We start from the raw sequence: 24371 nt of genomic DNA, 5'->3' as shown, positions 1-24371 counted from the left end.
CTTAGTTGATGAACCGCAGGTCGGAGATCCACCCGGCGGCGACGGACATGACGTAGAAGTCGGTCAGCGCCAGCGTGCCGAGGGTGATCCAGGCGAGCTGCATGTGCCGGACGTTCAGCCAGGAGACGAAGCCCCAGGCCCGGTAGCGCACCGGATGTTTGGAGAAGTGCTTCAGCCGCCCGCCGATGATGTGCCGGCAGGAGTGGCAGGAGATGGTGTACCCCCAGAGCATGATCACGTTGCCGAGCAGGATCAGGTTGCCCAGGCCGAACCCGAAGCCGTCGGGGCTGCGGAAGGCCAGGACCACGTCCCAGCTGTTGATCAGCGAGATGACCACCGCGAAGTAGAAGAAGTAGCGGTGCGAGTTCTGCACGATCAGCGGGAACCGGGTCTCACCGCCGTAGCTGGCGTGGCCGTCGGGCACCGCGCAGGCCGGTGGCGAAAGCCAGAACGACCGGTAGTACGCCTTGCGGTAGTAGTAGCAGGTCAGCCGGAACAGCAGCAGGAACGGCAGGGTGAACGCGGCGTCCGGGATGATCCACCAGCCGGGCAGGTACTGCCCGAAGTGGGAGGCCTCCGGAATGCAACGGTCGGTCACGCACGGCGAGTAGAACGGGGTGAGGTAGTGGTACTTCTCGACCCAGTAGTGGTCGTGCATGAAGACCCGGACCGTCGCGTACGTGATCCACGCGCCGAGCCCGATGACGGTGGCCAGCGGCGCCAACCACCAACGGTCCGTCCGCAACGTCTTCGCCGCGATGGCGGCGCGTGCCCGCACCCCTCGCGGGTTCGTTGCCGATGATGTCATTCGTGTCGTCTCCCTGACGGGGCCCTCAACGGGCGGCGGAACACTTCCGGCCGGCATGCGGACCGGCGAACCACCGCCCGCTTGCCGGGTCACGCGCACACCAACGACCGCGCCGGGCGTACCGGAGCAGCTAAGTGACACACGTTACGCCGATCTAGGCGGGCCGTCCGCGCAAGGCAGTGTCCCGTGTGTCCCGCTCTTTGGAAACCCCACGGTCAATATCGTGATGTGAGCGTACGAAAAAGATCGACAAGCGGTCAGCCGGACGCGCCGCCGGTGAAGTTCCAGGAGGCCAGCCGCAGCGACGGCGCCTCCCACCAGGCACCGTCCCAGCGATCCGGCACTCGGACCGAACGCCGGCCCACCTCCAGCACCGCGCCGGGCCCGAGCGCCCGCGGGTACGACTCGGTGAACCGCAGGTCGCGTACTGCCCGGGTGACCTGGCCGTCCTCCACCAACCAGACGCCGTTGCGGGTCAGACCGGTGACCACCAGGCGTTTCGGTTCGAGCACTCGGGTGTACCAGAGGTCGCTGACCAGCAGGCCGCGCCCCATCCGGGAAACCAGGGCAGCGGTGTCCGCATCGGTCACCGCGCCAGCCCCGCCGCCGGTTGCGTTCGCGCTGCCTGCGCCCTTGGTGCTGGCCGCGCCGGCCGTGCCGGACGGGACGAGGCGCAGGTTGCGCGGGATCGGGCCGAAGGTGGCGCTGCCGGCCCAGGCGTGACCGGTCGACTCGGCACCGGACTCGGCGGCGCTGCGCCGGTCGTGCACCACGGCGGTGGTGGTGCCCGCATCCACCAGGGTCAGCGCCCGGGCCGGTGTGCCCTCCAAATCGAACGGCAACCCGGAGGCGCCCAACGGATCGTCGACCAGGGTCACCGCCTGATCGAGCTGGGCCACGCCGGGCTCGGCGAACGACTGCCGCTCGGCGTACCGCTTGCCGTTGAAGCCGTACCAGGCCAGGTTCTCCAGCAGGTCCGCCACGGCGGCCGGCTCCAGGACCACCGGGTACCGCCCGGGCGGCAACTCCACCGGGTCGGCCGCGGCCCGGGCCTTCGTCGCGGCCCGGCGCCCCAACTCGGCACCGTCGAGATCGGCCAGCCGGTCGACCCAGTGCCGGGCCGTGCCGTCCGCACCACCGATCCGGGCTATCCCGTCCATCGCCGCCTCGGCCGCGTACCCCTGGGCCGCGTGCCCGGCCGAGTTCGCGAAGCCGGTCGCGTGCAGCGCCGTGCGGCAGTACCCCGCGGTCTCCAGCCCGCCGGCCGCGTCGACGAACGCCCGGACCAGAGCGGCCCGTTCGTCCGGCCCGGCGTACCCGGTGGCCGCGTCCCACTCCGGCGAGGCGGCCACCGGCACGGGCGGCGTGAGACCGGGCCAGGCCGGGTCGGTCGGGGCGAACCGGACCATCGCCAAGACCCGCTCCACCAGCGCGGGTAGGCCGCCGGGAACGGCACCGTGCGCGCTGCCCGCGGCGGTACGCCCGGCCAGGTGTACGCGCAGCTGGATCTCCATTCCGGACTCGGCGACGTTCTGGTGGATCGCGGAGTTGGCGAACCGGGTCAACGCCAGCTCGGCCCGGGTCACCAGCACCTCGGCCTGCGCACCCGGCCCGGCCAAGCGAGTGACCAGCTCCACCACCTGACCGGCGACGTCCAGTTCGGCGTCGTCGGCGGCGGTCACGCCTGCACCCCCACGCGGACGTTGCGGAACCGGGCCGGCGCGGCCGGGTGCCCGGTGTGCCCGACCTGGCCGGGCTGGCCCTTGCCGCAGTTCGGAGTGCCCCAGGAGACGATCTCGTCGGAGAGCATGTCCATCGAGCGCCAGAACAGCGGCCCGATGCCGGTGTAGGTCGGGTTACGCAACATCCGCCCCCGCCGGCCGTTGCGGATCTCCCACCCGATCTCGCAGCCGAACTGGAAGTTCAACCGTTTGTCGTCGATGGACCAGGAGCGGTTGACGTCCATCAGCACCCCCTCGTCGGTGGCGGCGATGATCTCCTCCAGCGTGTGCGGGCCGGGCTCCAGGCCGACGTTGGTCATCCGCACCATCGGCAGCCGCGCCCAGCCGTCGGCGCGTACGCTGCCGCCGTAGTCCAGGCCCGCGACGGCGGCCGAGTCCCGCCCGGCCAGCACGCCCACCCACCGCCCGGCGCGGACCGCGTCGCGCTTGACCGCGGGCGAACCCTCGTCGTCGTAGCCGAAGCTGCCCAACGCGCCCGGGATGGTCGGGTCGATGGTGATGTTCATCAGGTCGGAGCCGTAGCGCAGCGAGCCGAGCTGCGTGAGATCCAGCCACGAGGTGCCGGCGAAGGCCGCCTCCCAGCCGAGGATGCGGTCCAGCTCGATGGCGTGCCCGACCGACTCGTGGATCTGTAACGCCAACTGCTCGCCGCCGAGGATCAGATCGGTCTCGCCGGTGGGGCAGAGCGGCGCGGTGAGCAGCGCCCGCGACTCCTCGGCCATGCGCGCGGCGTGGGCGGTCAGGTCGAGCGAGTCGACCAGCTCCCAGCCGGTGGTGCCGTACTGGCCGCGGTGGCTGGGCCAGGATCGCCGTTGCGTCTCGCCGTCGCCGATGGAGGTGGCCGAGATGCCGGCGCCGCACTCGCGGATGCGCTGGTCAATGCGGTGCCCCTCGCTGGAGACGAACCACTTCGCGGTGTCCCAGATCTGGTAGAGGCCCTCGGCGAGGTCGGCGCCGTGCTCGGTCATCGTGCCGGTGGCGGCCACCAGCAGGTCGCCCTTGGTGGACAGTGAGACACCGAGTGGGTCCACCTCGCAGGCCGAGGACCAGCTCCCCGTGGTCGGCGTGGAGCCGATCAGGTCGACCGGTGGGCCGGGGACCAGACCGCTGGCTGCGGCAATACGGGCGGCCCGGTGGCCGGCGTCGCGGGCGGCCCGCTCGGACAGTTCGGGTACGGCCTGGAATCCCCAGCTGGATCCGACCAGCGCGCGTACGCCCAGCCCGAGACTCTCGTCCTGGGTGAGTGCCTCGACGTCGCCGTTGCGGGCCGACATCGACTCGTAGCGCCGGTGCATCACCCGGGCATCGGCGTACCGCGCGCCCGCGTCCAACGCCGCCTGCACCGCAGCGCCGGCCACATCGAACTCGCTCACGCCGGCGCTCCATATTGCCCGGGTTTCGCTCGCTGCCGCTCAACCATGGCCCGACCCTAAGCGAACGGCCCGACATTCGTCAGAGGACGAGATCCTCCGGCCAGATCGTGGCGCGGACCGGTGAGCACAGCTCCAACGCCCCGCCCCGCTTGACCACCTGCTGCTCCTTGCTTTCACGCAAGGTGGGTGCGGAGGAAGTCCAACTCCAGGCGGAGGAGGCGTTCGGAGAGGCCGTCGGCGGCCATGTGGGTGGCACCGGTCAGCGGCAGCACCGAGTGCGGCCGGCCGGTGGCCACCAACGCCGCCGACAGGCGCAGCGTGTGCGCCGCCACCACGTTGTCGTCGACCATGCCGTGCACCAGCAGCAGCGGCCGGGCCTGCGCCGGGTCGGTGACCGGCTCGGCGGCCAGTTCCACCAGCGAGTGGTGCGCGTAAATGTCCTCGCCGTCGGCCGGCAGACCCAGATAACGCTCGGTGTACGCGGTGTCGTACAGCGCCCAGTCGGTGACCGGCGCCCCGGCGATCCCGCAGCGGAACAGCTCCGGGTGGCGCAGCACCGCGAGCCCGGCCAGCCAGCCGCCGAACGACCAGCCGCGTGCGGCGACCCGGCCGAGGTCCAGGTCCGGGTGCTTGTCGGCGAGCGCGTGCAGCGCATCAACCTGGTCGAGCAGAACCACGTCGGCCACCCGCCGATGGATGGCCTTCTCGTACGAAGGTGCGACGCCCGGCGTGCCCCGGTTGTCGATCACCACCACGGCGAAGCCGGCGTCGGCCCACCACTGCCGTTCCAGCCAGGCCGACCGTGCGGAAACCACCTCCTGGTGCCCCGGCCCGCCGTAGACGTCCAGCAGCACCGGCAGCCGCCGGCCGGTCACGTGGTTGTCCGGGTAGAGCACCGCCGAGGGCAGCCGCCGGTCGGTCACCCGTTCCAGCAGCGGCAGCGGAGAGTACGCCGGGGTGGCGGCCAGCGACCGCAGGGTGGCCACCTCCCGGTCGCCCTTGGACACCGTCCACCGGGTGCCCGCGTGGTCGAGTGAGGCGCTGCCGACCACCAGCACGTCCCCACCGACTGCGGCGACGTGCCAGCCGGCGTCGGTGGTGAGCCGCCGGGCGTCCACGCCACCGCCGATGCTGGTGCGTACCCGGTACAGGTGCTGCTCGCTCGGCTCGCCGTCGCTGGCCTCGACCAGCAGGTCGGCCGGGCCGGTGCTGGCGGAGAGCCGGCCGACCACCCGGCGCACGTACAGCGAGGGTGGGGTGAGCAGGGTGCCGTCGGCGAAGAGGCACCGTGCGTCGTACCCGTCGTGGGCCAGTTCACCGCCGACCAGCACCCGCCCGTCGGGCAGGTGGGCGGGCGTACCCGGAATCGGATCGACCCAGCGCGGGTCGGCCAGTTCGGCGTGCACCTGGGTCTCGCCGGTGCGGGGATCGACCGCCAGCACGAGGCCGTGCTGCTGCGACCGGCGCAGCACGGTGATCAGCGGGGCGCCCTCGGCCCAGTGCACGGCGGTCAGGTACGGGTAGGTTTCCCGGTCCCAGTGCACGTCGACCCAGCCGCCGTCGAGATCGAGCAGGTGCAGGCTGACCTCCGCGTTCGGACCACCCGCCACCGGGTACGCGACGCTGACCGGCGGGCTGGCCGGCTGCGCCGGGTCGTGCAGGTGCCAGCGGGGCAGCCGGGACTCGTCGACCCGGGCGGCCAGCACCGACCGCCCGTCCGGCGCCCACCAGTACCCGCGGTGCCGGCCGAACTCCTCCGCCGCGATGTGTTCGGCCAGCCCCCAGATGACCCCGGAGTCCTCGCCGGCCAGGATCGTGTCGGTACCGTCGGCGTCCACCACCCGCAGCTCGCCGCGGCGTACCCCTTCGGCGTCGTCCGTCACGTACGCCAGTCGCTGACCGGTGGGATCGGGACGGGGGTCGAGCACCGGCCCGGCGGCGGGCACCTCGATCACGTCGCCGTGCACCAGGTCGGCCCGGAACAGCCGGCCGGCCAGCGCGAACACGGCCACCCGGCCGGCGCCGTCGAGGGCGTACGAGCCGATGCCGGACGCGTTCAGCCGCAGCCGCTCGCGGCGGGCCCGTTCCCCGGGACCGAGCACGCCGGGGTCGGCGTCCGCGCCGAGCAGGGTGGCCGGGCAGGCGAGCAGCTGCTCCTCGCCGGTGGCGACGTCCAACAGCCAGAGTGCGTCGGCCGGATCCTCCGGTCCGGCGGAACGCAGAAAGACCACCCGAGCGCCGTCGTCGGCCACGGAGACGGCGCGCGGCGCCCCGTGGCTGAACCGACGGGTGCGGGCGGCCAGCTCGGGAAAGTCCACAGGCCAGATCGTAAGCGGGCGTCGAGCCCAATGTGAGCGACCTGCGCGGACGCGTTGAGGCCGCCAGGCGCAAACCGCCGGTTAGAGTGACCTTCGTGACGACGCTGCCTGACCGCCGCCTGCTGCTGGTCCACGCGCACCCCGACGACGAGTCCATCGGCACCGGCTCGACCATGGCCCACTACGCCGCCGCCGGTGCCCACGTCACCCTGGTCACCTGCACCCTGGGCGAGGAGGGCGAGATCCACGTGCCGGAGTTGGCCGGGCTCGCCGCAACCGAGGCGGATCAGCTCGGCGGGTACCGGATCGCCGAGTTGGCCGCGGCCTGCGCGCAGCTGGGCGTCACCGACCACCGCTTCCTCGGCGGGGCCGGTCGGTACCGCGACTCCGGCATGATGGGGCTGCCCACCAACGGGCATCCCCGCGCGTTCTGGCGGGCCGACCTCGACGAGGCCGCCGGCTTCCTGCTGGAGGTCATCCGAGAGGTACGCCCGCAGGTGGTGATCACCTACGACGAGAACGGCTTCTACGGCCACCCCGATCACATCCAGGCGCACCGGGTGACGATGCGGGCCGTCGAGCTGGCCGAGGCCGAGGGGATCGCCCCGGCGAAGGTCTACTGGACGGCGATGCCGCGCAGCGTCCTGGAGGCGGGCATGTCGCACTTCGAGGAGTCCTCGGACAACCCCTTCGCCGGCATCTCCGACGCCACCGAGCTGCCCTTCTGCACTCCGGACGAGCAGATCGCGGCGCGCGTCGACGCCACCGAGCAGCACGCCGCGAAGGAGGCGGCGATGCGTGCGCACGCCACCCAGATCCCCGCCACCTCCTGGCTGTACTCGATCGCCGGCAACTTCGGCGCCGAGTTCATGGGGGTGGAGTACTTCACCCTCGCAAAGGGGACGAAGGGGCCGGGCAGCGGGCCGTACGGCTGGGAGTCGGATCTTTTCGCCGGGCTGGATTCCGCCGATACGCCAAATCGCATCCCGGTCAGCTCGGCCGGCCAGCGGTGACTCTGCCCGCCGCGATGCCGGTCGCCCCGCAGGAGCAGGCCCAGCAGCCGCCCCGGCCGGCCCGGCTGCGGCGGTGGGTCGACCTCGGGTTGCGGACGGCCGGCGGGCTGGTCGCGGTCGTCGCCGCGGCGGTGACCGCGGTCCTGGAGCTGCTGCTCGCCCCGCTGCGGATCGGCGGTTATCTGACCGGGGTGGCGGTGCTCGTGGCCGTGGTCGCCAACATCGCGCTGAGCTGGTTCGCCGTCGAGGCGGTCGGTCGCCGCTGGGCGGTGGCGCTGCCGGCGTTGCCGTGGGTGGTGATCATGGTGGTCGCCGCCGACCGGACCGCCGAAGGGGACGTCCTGCTGGTCGGCAACTGGGTCGGGCTCACGCTGGTGGTGGCCGGCGCTATGACCTTCGCGGTGGTGGCGTTCCGGTCCATCGTGGCTCCGCCACCGGGTCCCGGCCGGTACTGACGAGGCCATGCGACGAGTGGTACATATTCCTGCCAGGAGACCTCGCCATCCGGGCGGGGATGTGGCGGGAGGTGTGCGATGGGGCAGCGGTGGCGCGCGCTCGTGGTGCTGGCGATCGCGCTGTTCGCGGTCAACGTGGTCGCCCGGCTGATCATCCGGTTCGCCTTCGACGGTGACGAGATGGCCGCCGATCGGGTGACCCTCGGGATGTTCGTGGTGATCGGGCTGATCCTGGGTGGGGTCGCCTTCAGCTGGGGTCAGCGGCACCCGGTGAGCCAGTGGGGCGTCGAGGTGGCCGGCGCGATCGGCGTGGCGCTCCTGCTGACCATGCTGATCGGGCCGTTGCTGGTCGGCCAGAGCCCGTTCGCCTCCGGCAGCGCCACCTTTTTCTGGCAGGTCGTGCTCTACCTGCTCGCGGCCACTGCCGGCACGTTCCTGGGCTACCTGCTCCTCACCACGCTCGGCCGGGACCACCGCTCGCAGGCCCTCAAGCGCTACGCCGAGCGCGCCGGCACCAAACCCCGCCGGATAGTCCGCCGCTAGAGAGATCGGCAATAGGTGGGCCCGGGGTGGTGGGTCCGGGCGTGGTGGCTGCTGTGCCTGGGGCGTGGACGGCGCGGGTTGCGGCATGTCGGGGTGTTGGGGTGCCCAGGGCGGGCGCGGGTTGCGGCATGTCGGGGTATCCGGCCCTGTGGGTATCCGCCCGATTGCCGGTCGCTCGCCCAGACCTCGGTCACGGGTACCGCCTAGACCTCAGTAGGGTCGGGTTCGGCCGCTGTCGAGCTGAACCGCATACGCTATCGCAGGCATGGTCGACCGATCGGCAGGTCGGCCCAGCGACGCGAAGCATCCCACCGCCGCCGATCAGGGTTTCGAAGTCTCGTACGGAGGATCGTTCAGGGTTTCGAAGCGTTGCACCGGCGACCGGTCACCGCGATCCGTTGACGCATTCAGCTCGACAGGGCCCTACCCGGTGGTCGAGCACCGACGCCGCTGTGGTTGTGGTGGACCGCACCCGAGAGCACCGTGTTCGACCTGGACCGGCTCTGGCGGGCCTATCTACGCCGCTTCGATCTTGAGCACACCTTCCGGTTCTTCAAGCAAGTCCTGGGCTGGACCCGCGCCCGGGTGCGTACTCCCGCCCAAGCCGACCGTTGGACATGGCTGATCATCGCCGCATACGCACAGTTACGCCTGGCCCGCCAACACATCGATGACCTGCGCCACCCCTTGGGAGAAACCCCTACCGCCACACCGACCACCCAGCCCGCTACGGGTCCGGCGAGGATTCCGCCGCATCCGCCGTGCTGTTGACATTCCCGCCCGCGCGGCGAAACCCACCCGACCCGGCCCAGGCCGGCCTCAAGGTCGCACCTCCGTACCGGCTCCACCCCACCCCGCCGGCAAGAAAACCCGCAAAAAGGACATGCCACGGCGAGGAGGAAGGTAAGGGTGGGGCTGGCGGACATGTCTCCGCCGACCCCAAACAGGTTAAAACGCAAGCTAAGAGAGACCGGCAGTAGGTGGTGGTGGCGGGGTTGGGGTCCAGGCCGGTCCCTGGGGTGGTGGCGGGGCGGGATGCGGGATGTCGGGGTGTTCGGGCCGATCGGGCGGGCGCGAGTTGCGGCATGCCGGGGTATCTCGTCCTCTGAGCGGCGCGAGTTGCGGCATGTTGGGGTGTGTGGGGTCGCTGAGGCCGCGAGTTGCGGTATCTCGTTCGCAGATCACGAGGTGCGGCATCCTGCGTGACGATGCCGGATGAGAGCGGCTCAGGCTGGCCGGCCGGTGGCTGCGCGGGCGGCCAAGGTGGCCACCGTCCTATTGCCAGTCGCTCTCCCTAACTGCCGTTAACCTCCTGATCAGCTGCACGAATTTTCTCGGCCGGGTCAAGGACCGGGTGAGTGAGGTGGGGCGACGCGGGTGAGGTAGGTGTGGTGGGTGGTGAAACCCAACCTGCGGTAGAGCGCACAGGCGGCCGTGTTGCGCTGTTCCACCTGGAGGAACGCGTCAGTCGCCCCGATCTCGGCGGCCCACTCGGCGAGCGCCCGGATCAGCCGGGTGGCAAGTCCCTGCCGGCGGGCGGCGGGGAGCACCTCGACCAGCCACAGCCCCAGCCAGCGGCCCTGCCCGGTGACCGTGCCCCGGCCGGCGGCGACCAGCGTGCCTCCGTCGTACGCGTGGGCGAAGCGGACCTGGTCAACGGCGGTGAGCACGTGCCGGGCGGCGGCCGGCGGTCGGCCCTTGCTGCCGGCTGCCACCGCGAGCCAGTCGTCCGATGGTGCGGCAGCCAGCTCGACCAGCCACCCACCCGGCGTCGCCGCGAGATCGGGCCTCCCGCCCGACGCCGCGATGAGGGCGGCCAGCGGCATGGTCTGCACCAGCACCGTGGGGCGGCTGTCCCAGCCTCTCCGGTCGAGTTCGGCGCCGACCGGCGCGGCCAGCGGCAGCGGCGTGTTGACCAGGGCAGGTTGGCCTCGATCGGCGTACCAGCGCTCGACCGCGTCGAGCGCGGACGGCAGCGGCCGGTCCGGGTCGCCGACGGGCAGGGCCGAGTTGGCGCGACCCGTCCAGCCGTCAGCGGCGCGCAGCAGCCAGTCGCCGAGCCGGGCCCGGGTGGGCGCCGGCCACCCCTCGTCGGCGGCGAGTTCCAGCTCGGTGACGGCGGCGACGCTCGGCCGCCGGTCGGCGGGCACCCGCTTCGCCCGGTGCACCTCGGCGAGCGGTACGCGCAGCCGTCCCTGACGGGTGGTCAGTGTGAGATGGGTCTCGGTCAGCTCGACCAACTCGCCGAGAGCATCGGAATACAGCGGGCGACCGGCGCGTAGGCCCACCACACGGCGGACCACGACCCGGTGTCCCACGTCCCGCTCTCGGAGCACGATCGACCTCCTCCCCGGCGAGATACTAGGCTCTTAGCGTCGCGTGTGATCGCGGCGAGTCTTGCGGAGGAGAAGACCGGTGACCTACATCATCGCCGAGCCGTGCGTGGATGTACTCGACAAGGCATGCATCGAGGAGTGCCCGGTCGACTGCATTTACGAGGGCAACCGGATGCTCTACATCCACCCCGACGAGTGCGTCGACTGTGGTGCCTGTGAGCCCGTCTGCCCCGTCGAGGCGATCTTCTACGAGGACGACGTTCCCGAGCAGTGGAAGGACTACACCGCCGCCAACTACGAGTTCTTCGAGGACCTGGGCTCGCCCGGTGGTGCCTCGAAGATCGGCAAGGTGGAGAAGGACGCGACCTTCGTCGCCGCGCAGCCGCCGCGCGGCGAGGGCCACTGAACCGGCCCGCGCCGGTCTCGTCGCGCCTGCCCGAGTTCACCTGGGATGCCCTGGACGCCGCGGCCGCGCTGGCCGCGGCGCATCCGGACGGGCTGATCAACCTCTCCATGGGCACGCCGGTCGATCCGGTGCCGGAGGTGATCCGGCGGGCCCTGGCCGACGCGTCCGACGCACCGGGTTACCCGCTGACCGCTGGCACCCCGGCGTTGCGGGCCGCGATCGCCGCCTGGGTGGCCCGGGCCTGTGGGGCCGGTGTCGACGGGTTCGGGGTGCTGCCGACGATCGGCTCCAAGGAACTGGTGGCCTGGCTGCCCACGCTGCTCGGGATCGGGCCGGGCGACATCGTGGTGGTGCCGTCGATCGCCTATCCGACGTACGAGGACGGGGTCCGGCTGGCCGGTGCCACCACCGTACGCGCCGATTCGCTGACCGCCGTCGGCCCGACCTCCCGGGTACGCCTCGTCTGGGTCAACTCGCCGGGCAACCCGACCGGCCGGGTGCTGCCCGCGACCCATCTGCGCAAGGTGGTGGACTGGGCCCGGGAGCGCGGTGCGGTGGTCGCCAGCGACGAGTGTTACCTGCCGCTGGGCTGGGACGCCGAGCCGGTGTCCGTGCTCTCGCCGGAGGTCTGCGGCGGCTCGTACGACTCGGTGCTCGCGGTGCATTCGCTCTCCAAGCGCTCCAACCTCGCCGGCTACCGGGCCGGTTTCGTCGCCGGCGACCCGGCGTTGGTGGCCGAACTGCTCAAGGTCCGCAAGCACGCGGGGATGATCGTGCCCACGCCGGTGCAGGCGGCCATGGTGGCTGCGCTGACCGACGAGCGGCACGCCGACGAGCAGCGGGAGCGCTACCGGACGCGGCGGGAGACGCTACGCGCGGCGTTCACCGGTGCCGGTTTCAGGGTGGAGCACTCCGAGGCGGGTCTCTATCTCTGGCTGACCCGAGGTGAGGACTGCTGGGACACGGTCGACTGGCTGGCTCGGCGAGGCATCCTGGTCGCCGCGGGCGTCTTCTACGGCCCCGGTGCGCGCCAGCATGTTCGGGCGGCGCTGACCGAATCCGACGAGCGGATCTCGGCCGTCGCCGCCCGCCTCAGTTCTCGTTGATGCGTTCGAAGACCGCCAGGAGGTTGTCCCGGCTGCGCTTCTCCAGCAGGACGCTGCCGTACAACTCCTTCATGGCGATCATTTTGCCGTCGTGCAGCATTAGCTCGGCCCGCAGCGGGATTTCCCTCGTCACGTTCACCGACACCATCTCCTCATAGGGCAGGAAGCGGTGGCTGGCGGCCAGGTCCGCCACCGGTGCCGACTCGAGCAGGGCGGTGAGGCGCTTCTCGCCGTCGCCGGCCTTGCCCGGGTTGCCGACCAGGATCAGACCGCGGTCGAGGATCAGCAGGTCGTGCTCCACGTCGTCGATCTTCACGTTGCCGATGGCGCCGATCACGCCGGCGTTGTCGGCGGTGGCGCGGCTCTGCACCACGGTCGACACGGCCGGGTCGATGCCGAGTTCGGCCAGCCGGGCCAGCGCCTCGTCCAGGGTCTGCGGGTCGACCGCGAGCTTGGCGATCTCGGCGAGGTCCAACGGCTCGCCGTCGGTGCCGATGAACCGGGCAGGGCCGGTCCAGGACAGCTGCCAACGGGCGCGGCCGGCGCGGACGGCGGCGTTGTCCAGCAGCAGCTCCATCGGGCCGGCGAAACGGACCGCGCCGAAGAGGTCGTCCGGGGCGAGCCCGGCCTGCCAGCCAGACTGCACGTACGCGCCCATGTAGAAGTTCCAGGCCGCCAGAGCCCGACGGCCACCGCGCCGAGCGCGACGATCAGCGGCAGCATCAGTTTGCTCGCCGCCAGGCCGTTGGTCTTGCTGGCGATGAGGTAGAAGAGTGCGCCGACGGCAACGAGTTGGAGCAGCGCGACCACGTAGAAACCGATCAACATGACCACCGAGGCGAGTGCCCGGTATGTCGCGGCCATTGTTGTGTCCTTCCCCGTCGAGGGCCCGCCCCCGACGGCGGGCAGCGCACGGGACCGTACGACGTGGGGGTTGGCCGGGCAACCCCCGACCGGTCCGGACCGGTCATTTTGGAGAAGGCGCGACGCAGCGGCCAGGATCGGGTGTCCGCGGGCCCGGACGGTATTCTCGGCGCGGGCTTCGCGCGGGGCCGGCCGGTCCCGTACCCGAGCAGTGACGCCGAGGGGTGCCAATGGTGGATGGGCCCGATGCGCCGTTGCGGGCGGCGGTGGTCGGCACCGGCCTGATCGGCGGGTCGATCCTGCTGCGGCTGCACGCCGCCGGGGCGGACGTGATCGGCTGGGACCCCGACGAGGCGACCCGGCGGCAGGCCCGGTCGGCCGGCGTACCGATGGCGGAGCGGCTGATCGACGCGGTGGCCGGGCGGGATCTGGTCTTCCTCGGCGGGCCGCTGCCCACCCTGCCGGCGACGTTGGTCGAGGTGGCTGCGGCGACCGGTGCCCAGTGCCTGCTCACCGATGTCGGCAGCACCAAGGCGGAGTTGGCGGCGTACGCGGCGGCGCAGGGCCTCACGCGCCGGTTCGTCCCCGGTCACCCGATGGCCGGCACCGACCGGGCCGGCCTGGTCGCGGCGCTGCCCGAGCTGTTCGACGGCGCTGCGTGGGTGCTCTGCCCCGCGCCGGACGGGTTGGCCGCGTTCCGCCGGCTCGCTGTTGTGATCACCGAGGTCTTCGCGGCCCGGGTGGTGCCGATGGCGGCGGATCGGCACGATGCCGTGGTCGCTCTCGCCTCGCACGTGCCGCACCTGCTCGCCGGGGCGCTGGCCGGTGCGGCCGAGCGGTCACCGCTGCGCGACGCGGTCCGCGCGCTGGCCGCCGGCAGCTTCCGCGACGGGACCCGGGTCGCCGGCACTCCGCCGCAGCGGACGGCGAACATGCTGACCGGCAACCGCGAGCAGGTGCTGGCCGCGCTGGCCGAGGTCACCGCGTACCTCGACGAGCTGGCCGCCGCGCTACGGGCCGGAGACGGGGCCACCCTGCGCGCCCGGTACGCCGAGGCCGGCACCACTCGCCGGGCCCTCGCAGCACGGCTGTACGACGAGCAGACCCGATCGTTCCGCACGGACGGTGCGCCGGCCGACGAGATGACCTGGCTCTGCGAGGTCGGCGCCAGCGGCGGCCACCTGACCGCCTGCCGAACCACCCCCACCACCGTCTCCTACAGCGCTCACCTCCCTCACCCCACCTGATCGTGGGACGCCGATGGGCGTGATGCGGGGGACGCCGATAGGGTGAGGGCATGGTGGACGGACCGGTGGTGTCGGTGCGCGGTGAGGCGTACCGCGAGATCGATCCGGAGATCGCCCGGTTCACGGTGACCGTGCTGGCCCGCGACCGCGACCGGGAGGTCGCGCTGACCCGGCTGGCCGAGCGGGCCGCTGCGGTCCGGGTGCTGCTCGACGCCGCGGAGCCGGCGATCGACCGCCGGGAGACCGGCGATCTGCGGGTGCGACCCGAGACACGGCGTTCCGGCGAACGGGTGGTGGCCTGGCACGGTTCGGTGGTCACCACGGTGACGGTCAGCGACTTCACCGCGCTCGGCGAGCTGATGCTGCGCCTGGCCGACCAGGACCAGGTCGAGGTGGCCGGGCCGTGGTGGTCGCTGCGGCCGGACAGTCCGACCTACCGCCAGGCTCGGCAGGCCGCGCTCGCCGACGCGCTGCGACGGGCCCGGGAGTATGCTGCGGCGCTCGATGCACAGGTCACCGACCTGATCGAGCTGGCCGACGAGGGCGGCACGGCGCAGCCGATGATGGCGCGGATGGCGTTCGACGCCGGTGGCGGCGCGGCCGGTGGAGCGCCGGAGCTGGAACTCGACCCGCAACCTCAGGGCGTGCACGCGGCCGTACGCGCCCGGTTCGCGATCAGCCGTCCGGTCCTGTCCTGATGCCCGCCGCCCGGGTGCTGCCGGTCGAGGAGCTGGTGGAGCGGGCCCGAGCGCTCGCCGACGCCGGCTCCCGGCAGTTGCTCGGCATCGCCGGTGCCCCCGGCGCGGGCAAGTCCACCCTGGCCGAGCAGGTGGTGGCGGCGGTCGGCCCGGCCGCCCGGCTGGTGCCGATGGACGGTTTCCACCTCGCCCAGACCGAGCTGCGCCGGCTGGGCAGGTCCGCGCGTAAGGGTGCCAGCGACACCTTCGACGCCAACGGGTACGTCTGGCTGCTGCGGCGCCTGCGGCGCAAGGAGCCGACCTCGGTCTGGGCGCCGGAGTTCCGCCGGGACCTGGAGGAGCCGATCGCCGGGGCGATCGAGGTGCCGCCGGAGGTCCGGCTGGTGGTGACCGAGGGCAACTACCTGCTGATGCGGGACTCGCCCTGGGGCGAGGTGCGCTCGCTGCTGCACGAGGCGTGGTTCCTGGACATCGACGCGGAGCTGCGGCGGCGCCGGCTGGTCGCCCGGCACGTGGCCCATGGGCGGCCGCCGGCCGAGGCGCAAGCCTGGGTTCTGGGCAGCGACGAGGTCAACGCGGCGCTGGTCGCCGACACCGCAGACCGGGCCGACCTGGTGGTACGCCTAGCCGAGCCCCCGCCTGGGTGACGGCACCGTACGCCGGAGCATCCAGGCGACCCGGGACCGTTCCCGCTGGAACTCGGCGGCCTCCGGATAGCCGCCGTGGCTGCGGATCGGTGGATCGGCGACCTCGCCGTCGCTGGGGTGCAGCGCCTCGGGGTCGGTCACGGCCACATCGCGTTCCCCCGCGGTGACCGGCCAGCCGAGCGGGTCGGTGTCGCGCCAGAAGTTCGTCCACCCGGTCTCGCCGGAGGGCCGGCTCAACGCGCGGGTCAGTGCCGGCAGCCGGTCCGGCCCGAAGTACGCGGGGAAGATCCGGCCGTAGAGCCGGGTCAGCTGGCAGCCGTAGGAGAAGAACCAGATCCGCCGCCGCCAGCGGTCGGGCAGTTGCAGGATGACCGCGGTGCAGATCACCGTGCCCTGGCTGTGACCGGACAGGATGATGCCGTCCATTCGACGTGGGTCGTGCTCGGTCAGCGCGAGCAGGCCGGCGGTGCGGGTGAGCAGTTCGGGCACCGCCCGCTCGGCGTAGCTCGGTGGGGCGAGCGGGTGCGCGGCGCGCGGCCAGAACGTTCCCACGTCCCAGACCACCCCGACCGATCGCCGCACCGTGTTGTTGCGGAAGACGAGCAGGCCGAGGGCGGCGATCGCCACCGGCAGCCAGCCGAGCAGCGCGTCACCCACGTCGGTCACCAGCCTGATCAGGGTGGCGGCGCCGGTCTCCGACATCGGGTAGGGGCAGGCGGGGGAGAGGACGGCGACACAGGCCAGGGCGGCGAGCACGGCCATCGCGGTGGCGTACCAGCCGATCAGGCGGATCGCGTGTTCGCCCACCAGCCGGTGTAGAGCCCGGTGGTTGCTGACGTCCCGCCCTCGGCGCAGGTCGTGTGCGGTGAGCGATCCGCCGGTCTTCAGTTCGGCGTACTCCTCGTGCCGCAACTGGTGGAAGAGCACGAAACCGCGGAGCGCGACCAGGGTGAGCAGCAGCAGCGCGCCGCCGAAGCAGAGCGCTGCCCAGGACACCGGCGTGGGCGGTACGACCACGACGGCACCGCCGCTGTTCAGCCGGTCCGTGATCCAGTAGAACGCCCCCGCGCAGTAGGCGAGACAGAGAAGCCAACCGAACCCGGCGATCACGGCGGGGGCCTGACCGCGCCAGGCCAGGCCGGTGTGGGGCCCGAGCGCTGGCTGCTCCCCGGCGGTGGGCCGGGCCCGCGGCAGCAGCAGGCCGGTCGTGGCGAGGGCCAGCAACGGTACGGCGAGCTGCCACACCTCAAGCGGTGCCGGCGGCGCGGCGGGCAGCCAGCCGTGGCACCAGGCGGCACCGAGGACGATCAGCACCGTGGCGATCGCGGGTGCCACGCTGCCGCGGCGCCCGGAGCGGGCGGTCGCGCCGATGGCGATGAGCAGCAGCAGTTGGCCGGTGACCAGCCAGGCGAGGATCCGGTCGAAGCCCGGCAGCGAGCGATCCTCCAGGCAGCCGGGCAGGGATGGCTGCCCGCCGCACCCCGATGGTGGCCGCAACGCCGCCAGTGGGGCGCCGGCGGGACCGTCGGGCAGCATCAGCAGCAGCAGGGTGCCGGCCAGCCCGACCCCGGTGAGCACGATGACCGTGATACTCCACGGCCCGAGCGGGGTGGCCCCGTGGCGCCGGGTGAGGAAGGGGCGGCCGAGCGCGACCAGCGTGATCACCAGTACCGCGAGGAGCGTCGCGGCACTGGTCCAGGCGACCGGCGCGCGCGCATCGTGCGGCGGATCCAGCACCAGTACGGTGCCCAACGGCACCGCCGCCGCCACCGCCGTGCCGGTGCACAGGTGCAGCACGGCGGCACGCCGCAGTTGCCCCTCACCCCACCAGAACGTGGGATCTTCGAGGGGGTTGGCGAGCGGTCCGGCGGGCGGCTTCGGTGCTGGTGGCTGCTCCTGATCCGGCTGGCCGACGGGCCGGTCGGCGTCGACCGGTGCGAACGGCTGACGTACCGAGGCGTTCGACGGGTCGGCGGGCATCACCGCCTCGTACTGATAGGTCCGCCAGGCGACCAGGCCGAGCACCGCGATCAGGGCGAGCGGCGCGGCCAGACCGACGGCGAGCGTCCGACCACCCTGCTGCCACCAGGCGTCGGCGAGGAACTCCCACGGCCCGGGGACGCGGCTCAGGCAGGTCTCGTCCACGCACTGCCAGCCGATCAGGTCGACCCCGACCCCGGTCAGTGCCAGCACCAGCGTGCCGGTCAGGCTCAGGCAGAACAGCCGGATGAGCCAGGCCGTGATCCCGGATCGGCTGGCCAACCGCTCGTCGGCCGGGTCGGCCGGAATATCGGGGCGGGCGTGCAACGCCACGTTGGCCAGGGTGAACGGCAACAGCAGCGTCCACAGGGCCCGCTCCACGTCCCGTGCGGTCCGGGCCCCGGAGGTCAACTGCCCCCAGCTGTACGCCTCGACGGCGATCGGGTCGGATGGCGAGGCCGTGGGGGAGCGGTAGAAGCCGGTGACCGGACTGCCAGCGACCAGCCGTGGCTGGGGCGCTTCGCCGCCCGGTCCGGGTGTCAGTCCGAGGGCTTCGGCGGGCGGCGTGTTTGACACTCCGTGTACGCGCAGTTCGAGGATTCGGCCGCCCATGACAAGCCTCCTGGTGACGACTCCATTACCCAGAGTGCTCGTCTTTGGCGTGAAGCGCCACCCCCCGGAAGCAGTATTTGTGCAGGTGCAGGCTTAGTTGATCTCGCGTACCGGGCGTGCGGGTTGCCCGCCGCTACCACGTTGTCCGGCAGGTCCTGGGTTGCCGCGGCGCCCGCTCCGACGACCGTGTTCTCACCCACGGTGACCCCAGCGAGGATGATCGGGCCGCCGCCCTCGTGGACGTCACCTGTCCGATCATGCCGCCGGCCGGGGTGGCGTGGAGTTCCCTTCTCGTTTCCTTGACTCTCGCCTACATACTCGGTATGCACATCTGATGGGTGTCGATGACTTCCTCATCGACCGAGACGCTCCAGGAAGGAGGATCAGTTGCTACGGAACAGCAAACTGATCGCCGGCGGACTCGCGCTGGGCCTGCTGCTCGGGGCACCGGGCACCGCCACAGCCGCGCCGCACCGACCGGCCGCACCGTCATCTGCCCAGCTCACCGAGGCGCGGCCGGCGGAACGCGGCCAGCCGGCCACCGTCACCCTGATCACCGGTGACCGGGTCACCGTCAACGCCTCCGGAGCGGCGAGCATCCGGCCGGCCGAAGGCCGCTCCGACATCCACTTCCTGACCCGGCGGGAGCGGGGCCACCTCTGGGTGCTGCCGCAGGACGCCCTTCCGCTGATTCGCGACGGACGGGTCGACCGGCGGCTGTTCGACGTGACCGGGCTGATCGCCGCCGGTTACGACGACGACCGCCGCGACAACCTACCGTTGATCATGACCTATGAGGCGGGCACGGCCCGGCGTAGCGGCCCGCCCGGCGGGGTGCGGGTCACCCGCGAGCTGGCGGCCATCGGCGGTGTCGCGGCCACGGCGGACAAACAGGAGGCGGGTCAGGTGTGGGCCGCCGTCGCCGGTGCGGGCGCCCGGGTCGACGCGGCGCAGGGTGTCGGGCGGATCTGGCTCGACGGCCGGCGACACCTGACGCTGGAGCACAGTGTGCCGCAGATCGGCGCCCCCGCCGCTTACCAGGCCGGTTTCACCGGCCAGGGCGTACGGGTGGCAGTGCTGGACAGCGGCGTCGACGCCGCGCACCCGGACCTGACCGGGCGCGTCGCCGAGGCGCGGAACTTCACCGAGGAGGCCGACCCGGGCGACATCGTCGGGCACGGCACCCACGTCGCGTCGATCATTGCCGGCAGCGGTGCCGCCTCCGGCGGCCGTTACCGGGGCGTGGCGCCGGACGCGACCCTGCTCTCCGGGAAGGTCTGCGAGGAGTACGGCTGCACCGAGTCCGCCATCCTGGCCGGGATGCAGTGGGCCGCTGTCGACCAGCAGGCCGACGTGATCAACATCAGTCTCGGCGGGGCCGACACGCCGCAGGTCGACCCGCTGGAGGAGGCGGTCAACACGCTGACCGAGCAGACCGGGGCGCTCTTCGTGATCTCGGCCGGCAACAGCGGCAGGGCCGGCACGGTCGGCTCGCCGGCCAGCGCGGACGCGGCGCTGGCCGTCGGCGCGGTGGACCGCGACGACGAGCTGGCCGACTTCTCCAGCCAGGGTCCCCGGGTCGGCGACGACGCGCTGAAGCCCGAGATCACCGCCCCCGGCGTGGGCATCGTCGCCGCCCGAGGGCAGGGCACGTCGCTCGGCGAACCGGTCGGCGAGCAGTACGTCACGCTCTCCGGCACCTCGATGTCCGCGCCGCACGTCGCCGGAGCGGCGGCGTTGCTCGCCCAGCAGCGCGGCGACGCGACGGCGGCCCAACTGAAGGCCACCCTGATGGCCTCGGCCCAGCCTCACCCCGAGCTGACCGCGTACCAGCAGGGGGCCGGCCGGGTCGACGTGGCCCGGGCGATCAACCAGTCGCTGATCAGCGAGCCGGCGAGCATCTCCTTCGGCCGGACGCTCTGGCCCCATGACGACGACGAACCGGTCATCCGGGAGCTGAGCTGGCGCAACACGGGGTCCGAACCGCTCACCGTGGACCTCACGATCGAGGCCAGCGGCCCCGGCGGGACGCCGGCACCGGCGGGCATGTTCGCGCTGAGCACCGAGCGGGTCGTGGTGCCGGCCGGCGGCACGGCATCGGCCACCGTCACCGCCGACACCAGCGTCGATGCCCCGGACGGCCACTACACCGGCCGGATCGCCGCCCGTGCGGGCGACACCGTGGCGAACACCCCGCTGGCCGTGCACAAGGAGGTGGAAAGTTACACGCTGACCATTCGCCACCTGGACCGGGCCGGCGCCGTGCCGGTCGACTACGCCACCTTCCTGGTCGGGCTGACGGACTTCAGCGACTTCATGGCGTACGACCCGGAGGGCACCACCGAGGTGCGCGTGCCCAAGGGGCGGTACGGGCTGGCCAGCTACGTGGCCGAGGCGGACGACGAGGAAGCCTGGTCGCTGATCGTCCAACCGGAGTTGGTGGTGACGGAGGACGACGAGATCACGATCGACGCGCGCAAGGCGGGGCCGGTGCGGATGACGGTGCCGGACCGGTCGGCGAAACCGGCGATGATCGCCGTCGACGCGGTATTCATGATCGACGACGGCGGTAGCGCCAGTTTCGGTGCGGTCGGCTCCGACTTCGACAGCGTCCTCGTCGGTCAGCGGGTTCGGTCGGCGCTGGCGGATCACTTCACCGTCATCCTGAACACCCAGTACGCCGATCGGGACGTGGCCAACAGCCCGTACTTCTATGCCCTGGCCGAGCGCGTCCAGGGCCGGATGCCCAACGGGCTGACGAAGCACTACCGCAGCCGCGACCTGGCCACCGTCACGCAGACGTTCCGCGCCGGCCCCCCGGGCACGCTCGCGGAGCGGACGGCCTACCCGGTCTTCGAACCCGACCTGGGCGCCTGGGCGGCCGTGCTGCACGTCGCGTTGCCAGGGCAGCGGGTCGAGTACTACAACACCGGGGAGATGCGCTACGCCACCGATCTGTGGATCGGTACGCCCACCGAGGAGCCGTGGCTCGACACGGTGGCCGTGCTGATGTCGGAGCCGACGGGATACCGGCCCGGCCGCCATTACCGGGACACCTGGAACGGCGCGCCCTACGGGCCCTCCTTCCCCGCCCGGCAGTGGCCCGGTCAGGGCCTCACCCGACAGGGTGACCTGATCGTGGTCGACCTGCCGCTGCACAGCGACGCCGAGGGGCACGCCGGCGGGTCGATCACGGACACCGCGCGCACCGCCCTGTACCGCAACGGCAAGCTGGTCGACGAGCTTCCGTACCAGGGCGGCGGAGATTTCGAGGTGCCCCCGGGGGCGGCCAGCTATCGGCTGGAGACGTCGGCGAAGCGCAGCTTCACCGACCTCAGCACGGAGGTCGCCGCTACCTGGACGTTCCGCTCCCGGCACGTCCGGGGCGACGAGTTCGTCCCACTGCCCGCCTCGGCGATCAGGTTCACGCCGAAGCTGGACGCACAGCATTCGGCGTCGGCCGGCCGGTCCTTCGTCATCCCGGTGACGGTGGAGCGCCAGCCTGGCGCCCCGGCGGCGAGGACCGCGTCGCTGACCGTGGAGGTCTCGTACGACGGTGGCCGGAAGTGGCAGCGGGCCCGGGTGCAGAAGAGCGGTAACGGCTGGCAGGCCACCGTGCAGCATCCGCGGGCAGCCGGGCACGTGTCGCTGCGGGCGAGCGCCACGGACACTGCCGGCAACACGGTGACTCAGCGGATCATCCAGGCGTACCGCCTGCGCTGAGCCGGTTGTTAAAAGGGGCCCCTTCCTATACGCGAGGCGTTAGGAAGGGGCCCTTCCTTACATACATCTCAGTCGTTGGCGTGCAGGGCGGCGTTGAGTTCGATGCCCCGGCCGGTGCGGGGCCGGGCCTCCAGCGCGCCGGTGACCGAGTTGCGCCAGAACAGCAGCCCGTCGGCGCCGGACAGCTCGCGGGCCTTGACCACCCGGCCGTCCGGCAGGGTGATCTTCGAGGCGGCGGTGACGTAGCAGCCCGCCTCGACCACGCAGTCGTCACCGAGCGAGATGCCGACACCGGCGTTCGCCCCGATCAGGCTGCGCTCGCCGATGCGTACCTTCTCGGTGCCGCCACCGGAGAGAGTGCCCATGATCGAGGCGCCGCCGCCGATGTCCGAGCCGTCGCCGACCACCACGCCCTGCACGATCCGGCCCTCGACCATCGAGGTGCCCAGCGTGCCGGCGTTGAAGTTGACGAATCCCTCGTGCATGACGGTGGTGCCGGCGGCCAGGTGCGCGCCGAGGCGGACCCGGTCGGCGTCGGCGATCCGGACCCCGGCGGGCACCACGTAGTCGGTCATCCGGGGGAACTTGTCCACCCCGTACACGGCCAGGTGGCGGCCGGCGGCCCGCTCGATCACGCGCAGCTCGTCCACCCGCTCCGGTGGGCACGGGCCGGCGGAGGTCCAGGCCACGTTCGCCAGCTTGCCGAAGATGCCGTCGAGGTTGAGCTCGTTGGGCCGCACCAGGCGGTGAGAGAGCAGGTGCAGCCGCAGGTACGCGTCGGCGGCGTCCTTGATCGGGTCGTCCAGCGCGCCGATCACGGTGACCACCTGGACGGTACGCAGACCCGGCAGGGGCCGCTCGCCGATGGCTCCCGGAGGCAGATCCAGTACGTCGGCCTCGTCCTCGCCGGGGACCAGCGGCAGCTCGCCCAGGCCCAGCTTGCCGGTCGGGTACCAGGTGTCGAGCACCTGGTCGTCGGCGGTGACGGTGGCCAGGCCGATGCCCCACGCGGATTGTGTGGACGTCACTTTCTCACCTCTCGTTCCCATGCTGCAGCTGGCTGCTGCTCGCGGCTGCGCGGTTCGCGAGTTCACTCCTTGCGCTCCGACGAAGGGCTCGCGGCCTCGCGTCTCGCGGTCGCCGGTTGTGACGGTACCGTGCGGACCATGGAGAACCCGCTTACCCCCGAGGTCCTCGCCGATCCGGTGGCGTTGACTCGCGCGCTGGTCGACATCGAGTCCGTTTCTCTCAACGAGAAGGCCATCGCCGACTGCGTCGAGGAGGTTCTGCGGGAGGTGCCGCACCTGACCACCTACCGGCACGGCAACACGGTGATGGCGCGTACCGACCTCGGCCGGACGTCCCGGGTGGTGCTGGCGGGGCATCTGGACACGGTGCCGCTGAACAACAACTTCCCGTCGACCATGCGCGGCGACCTGATGTACGGCTGCGGCACCTCGGACATGAAATCCGGGGTCGCGTTCGCGCTGCACCTCGCGGCGACCCTGGCCGATCCCCGCTACGACGTCACGTACTTCTTCTACGAGGCGGAGGAGATCGAGTCCAAGTACAACGGGCTGCACCTGGTGGCCGAGGCGCACCCGGAGTGGCTGGCGGCCGACTTCGCATTGCTACTCGAACCGACGTACGGGGTCGTGGAGGCGGGCTGCCAGGGCACCATGCGGGCCACGGTGGTCAGCACCGGGGTCCGGGCTCACTCGGCCCGATCGTGGCAGGGGGTCAACGCGGTGCACAGGGCGGGCGAACTGCTCCGGCGCCTCACCGACTACCAGGCGCGACGGGTGACCATCGACGGATGCGAGTACCGCGAGGGAATGAACGCGGTGCGGATCCACGGCGGAGTGGCGGGCAACGTCATACCGGACCGGTGCGAGATCGAGGTCAACTACCGTTTCGCGCCGGATCGTACGCCGGCGGAGGCCGAGGCGCACCTGCGGGAGGTCTTCGCGGGCTACGAGTTGACGGTGACCGACTCCGCGCCCGGTGCCCTGCCCGGACTGGAGGCCCCACCTGCGCGGGAATTCCTGGCTGCGGTGGGTGCCGCCCCGGTCGGGAAGCTGGGCTGGACCGATGTGGCCCGGTTCGCGGCCATGGGAATTCCCGCGCTGAACTTCGGCCCCGGCGACCCCAACCTCGCCCACCATCCGGACGAGCACGTCGAGATCGGCAAGATCCGCGACGGCGCCGCCACCCTCCACCGCTGGCTCTCCCGCACCTGAACCCACCCACCCCGTTGCCCCGTCGATCTCAAGGTTGGCGGCGTTCTCGATCCGAAACCGCCGCTGACCTCATGATCAACGCACGCTGGCGGGGGGCGGGTCGGCGGGCGGCTCGGGCGGGGTCTTGAGCAGGCTGGCGTGGCGGCGCTCGGCCACCACGTCACGGATGCGCCGCTGCATCTGGCGCCGGATCCGGATGCGTTCGTTGTTGGTGATCACGCTGTCTCCTCCCCGACCCGAGTGCCGGGGCATACCCGGTA

At 72.0% G+C, this 24371-nt stretch carries 20 protein-coding genes; 11 read left to right on the top strand and 9 right to left on the bottom strand.

Annotation, left to right across the window (positions count from 1 at the left end; genetic code table 11):
* Position 1: 1 nt before the first annotated feature.
* The 4 genes from sdhC to Vqi01_RS06150 form a co-directional block, all read right to left on the bottom strand.
* On the bottom strand, positions 2-808 hold the full coding sequence (gene sdhC / locus Vqi01_RS06165) for a succinate dehydrogenase subunit SdhC (protein WP_204033566.1): 807 nt from the start codon (positions 806-808) through the stop codon (positions 2-4).
* A gap of 257 nt (positions 809-1065) precedes the next feature.
* The gene (locus Vqi01_RS06160; protein WP_239098216.1) at positions 1066-2490 is read right to left on the bottom strand and encodes a TldD/PmbA family protein; all 1425 of its coding nucleotides are present in this window, start codon (positions 2488-2490) and stop codon (positions 1066-1068) included.
* The gene (locus Vqi01_RS06155; RefSeq protein WP_204033565.1) at positions 2487-3923 is read right to left on the bottom strand and encodes a TldD/PmbA family protein; all 1437 of its coding nucleotides are present in this window, start codon (positions 3921-3923) and stop codon (positions 2487-2489) included. The genes Vqi01_RS06160 and Vqi01_RS06155 overlap by 4 nt, the downstream gene beginning before the upstream one ends.
* Before the next feature lie 173 nt (positions 3924-4096).
* Positions 4097-6241, bottom strand: coding sequence for a S9 family peptidase (locus Vqi01_RS06150; RefSeq protein ID WP_204033564.1), 2145 nt, complete (start codon positions 6239-6241; stop codon positions 4097-4099).
* An 86-nt stretch (positions 6242-6327) separates the two neighbouring features.
* Between Vqi01_RS06150 and mshB the strand changes: the two genes are divergently transcribed.
* The 4 genes from mshB (at position 6328) to Vqi01_RS06130 (ending at position 9023) form a co-directional block, all read left to right on the top strand.
* Positions 6328-7254 carry an N-acetyl-1-D-myo-inositol-2-amino-2-deoxy-alpha-D-glucopyranoside deacetylase gene (mshB, locus tag Vqi01_RS06145; RefSeq protein WP_204033563.1) on the top strand — a complete coding sequence of 309 codons (927 nt, stop codon included), beginning with the start codon at positions 6328-6330 and terminating at the stop codon, positions 7252-7254.
* A gap of 14 nt (positions 7255-7268) precedes the next feature.
* Positions 7269-7709 carry a hypothetical protein gene (locus Vqi01_RS06140; RefSeq protein ID WP_204033638.1) on the top strand — a complete coding sequence of 147 codons (441 nt, stop codon included), beginning with the start codon at positions 7269-7271 and terminating at the stop codon, positions 7707-7709.
* 78 nt (positions 7710-7787) lie between these two features.
* Positions 7788-8252, top strand: coding sequence for a hypothetical protein (locus Vqi01_RS06135; protein ID WP_204033562.1), 465 nt, complete (start codon positions 7788-7790; stop codon positions 8250-8252).
* 483 nt (positions 8253-8735) lie between these two features.
* Positions 8736-9023, top strand: a complete 288-nt coding sequence (locus Vqi01_RS06130; protein ID WP_204033561.1) for a transposase — start codon at positions 8736-8738, stop codon at positions 9021-9023.
* A 572-nt stretch (positions 9024-9595) separates the two neighbouring features.
* Here Vqi01_RS06130 and Vqi01_RS06125 read toward each other — a convergent pair.
* On the bottom strand, positions 9596-10588 hold the full coding sequence (locus Vqi01_RS06125) for a GNAT family N-acetyltransferase (RefSeq protein ID WP_204033559.1): 993 nt from the start codon (positions 10586-10588) through the stop codon (positions 9596-9598).
* 79 nt (positions 10589-10667) lie between these two features.
* On the opposite strand from Vqi01_RS06125, the gene fdxA reads away from it, so the two are divergent.
* Together fdxA and dapC are read left to right on the top strand one after the other, a co-directional pair.
* Positions 10668-10994, top strand: a complete 327-nt coding sequence (gene fdxA, locus Vqi01_RS06120) for a ferredoxin (protein WP_088992046.1) — start codon at positions 10668-10670, stop codon at positions 10992-10994.
* On the top strand, positions 10991-12100 hold the full coding sequence (gene dapC, locus Vqi01_RS06115; protein WP_275408730.1) for a succinyldiaminopimelate transaminase: 1110 nt from the start codon (positions 10991-10993) through the stop codon (positions 12098-12100). Before fdxA ends, dapC begins: the two co-directional genes overlap by 4 nt.
* Here dapC and Vqi01_RS06110 read toward each other — a convergent pair.
* Entirely contained in the window at positions 12087-12758 is a 672-nt protein-coding gene (locus tag Vqi01_RS06110; protein ID WP_204033558.1) for a hypothetical protein, read from the bottom strand. The genes dapC and Vqi01_RS06110 overlap by 14 nt on opposite strands.
* A 436-nt stretch (positions 12759-13194) precedes the next feature.
* Between Vqi01_RS06110 and Vqi01_RS06105 the strand changes: the two genes are divergently transcribed.
* Genes Vqi01_RS06105 through Vqi01_RS06095 form a run of 3 tightly spaced genes read left to right on the top strand, consistent with a single transcriptional unit; the run spans position 13195 to position 15556 of the window.
* Positions 13195-14211, top strand: coding sequence for a prephenate dehydrogenase (locus tag Vqi01_RS06105; RefSeq protein ID WP_204033557.1), 1017 nt, complete (start codon positions 13195-13197; stop codon positions 14209-14211).
* Positions 14212-14261: 50 nt separating this feature from the next.
* On the top strand, positions 14262-14909 hold the full coding sequence (locus Vqi01_RS06100) for an SIMPL domain-containing protein (protein ID WP_204033556.1): 648 nt from the start codon (positions 14262-14264) through the stop codon (positions 14907-14909).
* A complete protein-coding gene (locus Vqi01_RS06095) occupies positions 14909-15556 on the top strand; it encodes a nucleoside/nucleotide kinase family protein (RefSeq protein WP_204033555.1) in 648 nt (215 codons plus the stop codon). The genes Vqi01_RS06100 and Vqi01_RS06095 overlap by 1 nt, the downstream gene beginning before the upstream one ends.
* Here Vqi01_RS06095 and Vqi01_RS06090 read toward each other — a convergent pair.
* Positions 15533-18148 (bottom strand): hypothetical protein, encoded by a 2616-nt coding sequence (locus Vqi01_RS06090; RefSeq protein ID WP_204033553.1) that lies wholly within the window; start codon positions 18146-18148, stop codon positions 15533-15535. The genes Vqi01_RS06095 and Vqi01_RS06090 overlap by 24 nt on opposite strands.
* 387 nt (positions 18149-18535) lie before the next feature.
* Here Vqi01_RS06090 and Vqi01_RS06085 point away from each other — a divergent pair, with 387 nt between their 5' ends.
* Positions 18536-21871 (top strand): S8 family serine peptidase, encoded by a 3336-nt coding sequence (locus tag Vqi01_RS06085; protein ID WP_204033552.1) that lies wholly within the window; start codon positions 18536-18538, stop codon positions 21869-21871.
* A 68-nt stretch (positions 21872-21939) separates the two neighbouring features.
* On the opposite strand, the gene dapD is transcribed toward Vqi01_RS06085, so the two are convergent.
* On the bottom strand, positions 21940-22899 hold the full coding sequence (gene dapD, locus Vqi01_RS06080; RefSeq protein ID WP_204033551.1) for a 2,3,4,5-tetrahydropyridine-2,6-dicarboxylate N-succinyltransferase: 960 nt from the start codon (positions 22897-22899) through the stop codon (positions 21940-21942).
* Positions 22900-23037: 138 nt separating this feature from the next.
* On the opposite strand from dapD, the gene dapE reads away from it, so the two are divergent.
* On the top strand, positions 23038-24111 hold the full coding sequence (gene dapE / locus Vqi01_RS06075; RefSeq protein WP_204033550.1) for a succinyl-diaminopimelate desuccinylase: 1074 nt from the start codon (positions 23038-23040) through the stop codon (positions 24109-24111).
* 75 nt (positions 24112-24186) lie between these two features.
* Here dapE and Vqi01_RS06070 read toward each other — a convergent pair whose 3' ends face one another.
* The gene (locus tag Vqi01_RS06070) at positions 24187-24330 is read right to left on the bottom strand and encodes a hypothetical protein (protein ID WP_204033549.1); all 144 of its coding nucleotides are present in this window, start codon (positions 24328-24330) and stop codon (positions 24187-24189) included.
* Between the last annotated feature and the right edge of the window lie 41 nt (positions 24331-24371).

Origin of the sequence: Micromonospora qiuiae (assembly GCF_016863555.1) — a bacterium.
Classification (GTDB): domain Bacteria; phylum Actinomycetota; class Actinomycetes; order Mycobacteriales; family Micromonosporaceae; genus Micromonospora; species Micromonospora qiuiae.
The sequence above is the reverse complement of the archived record's forward strand: the minus strand, read 5'-3'. Positions and strand labels throughout refer to the sequence as shown.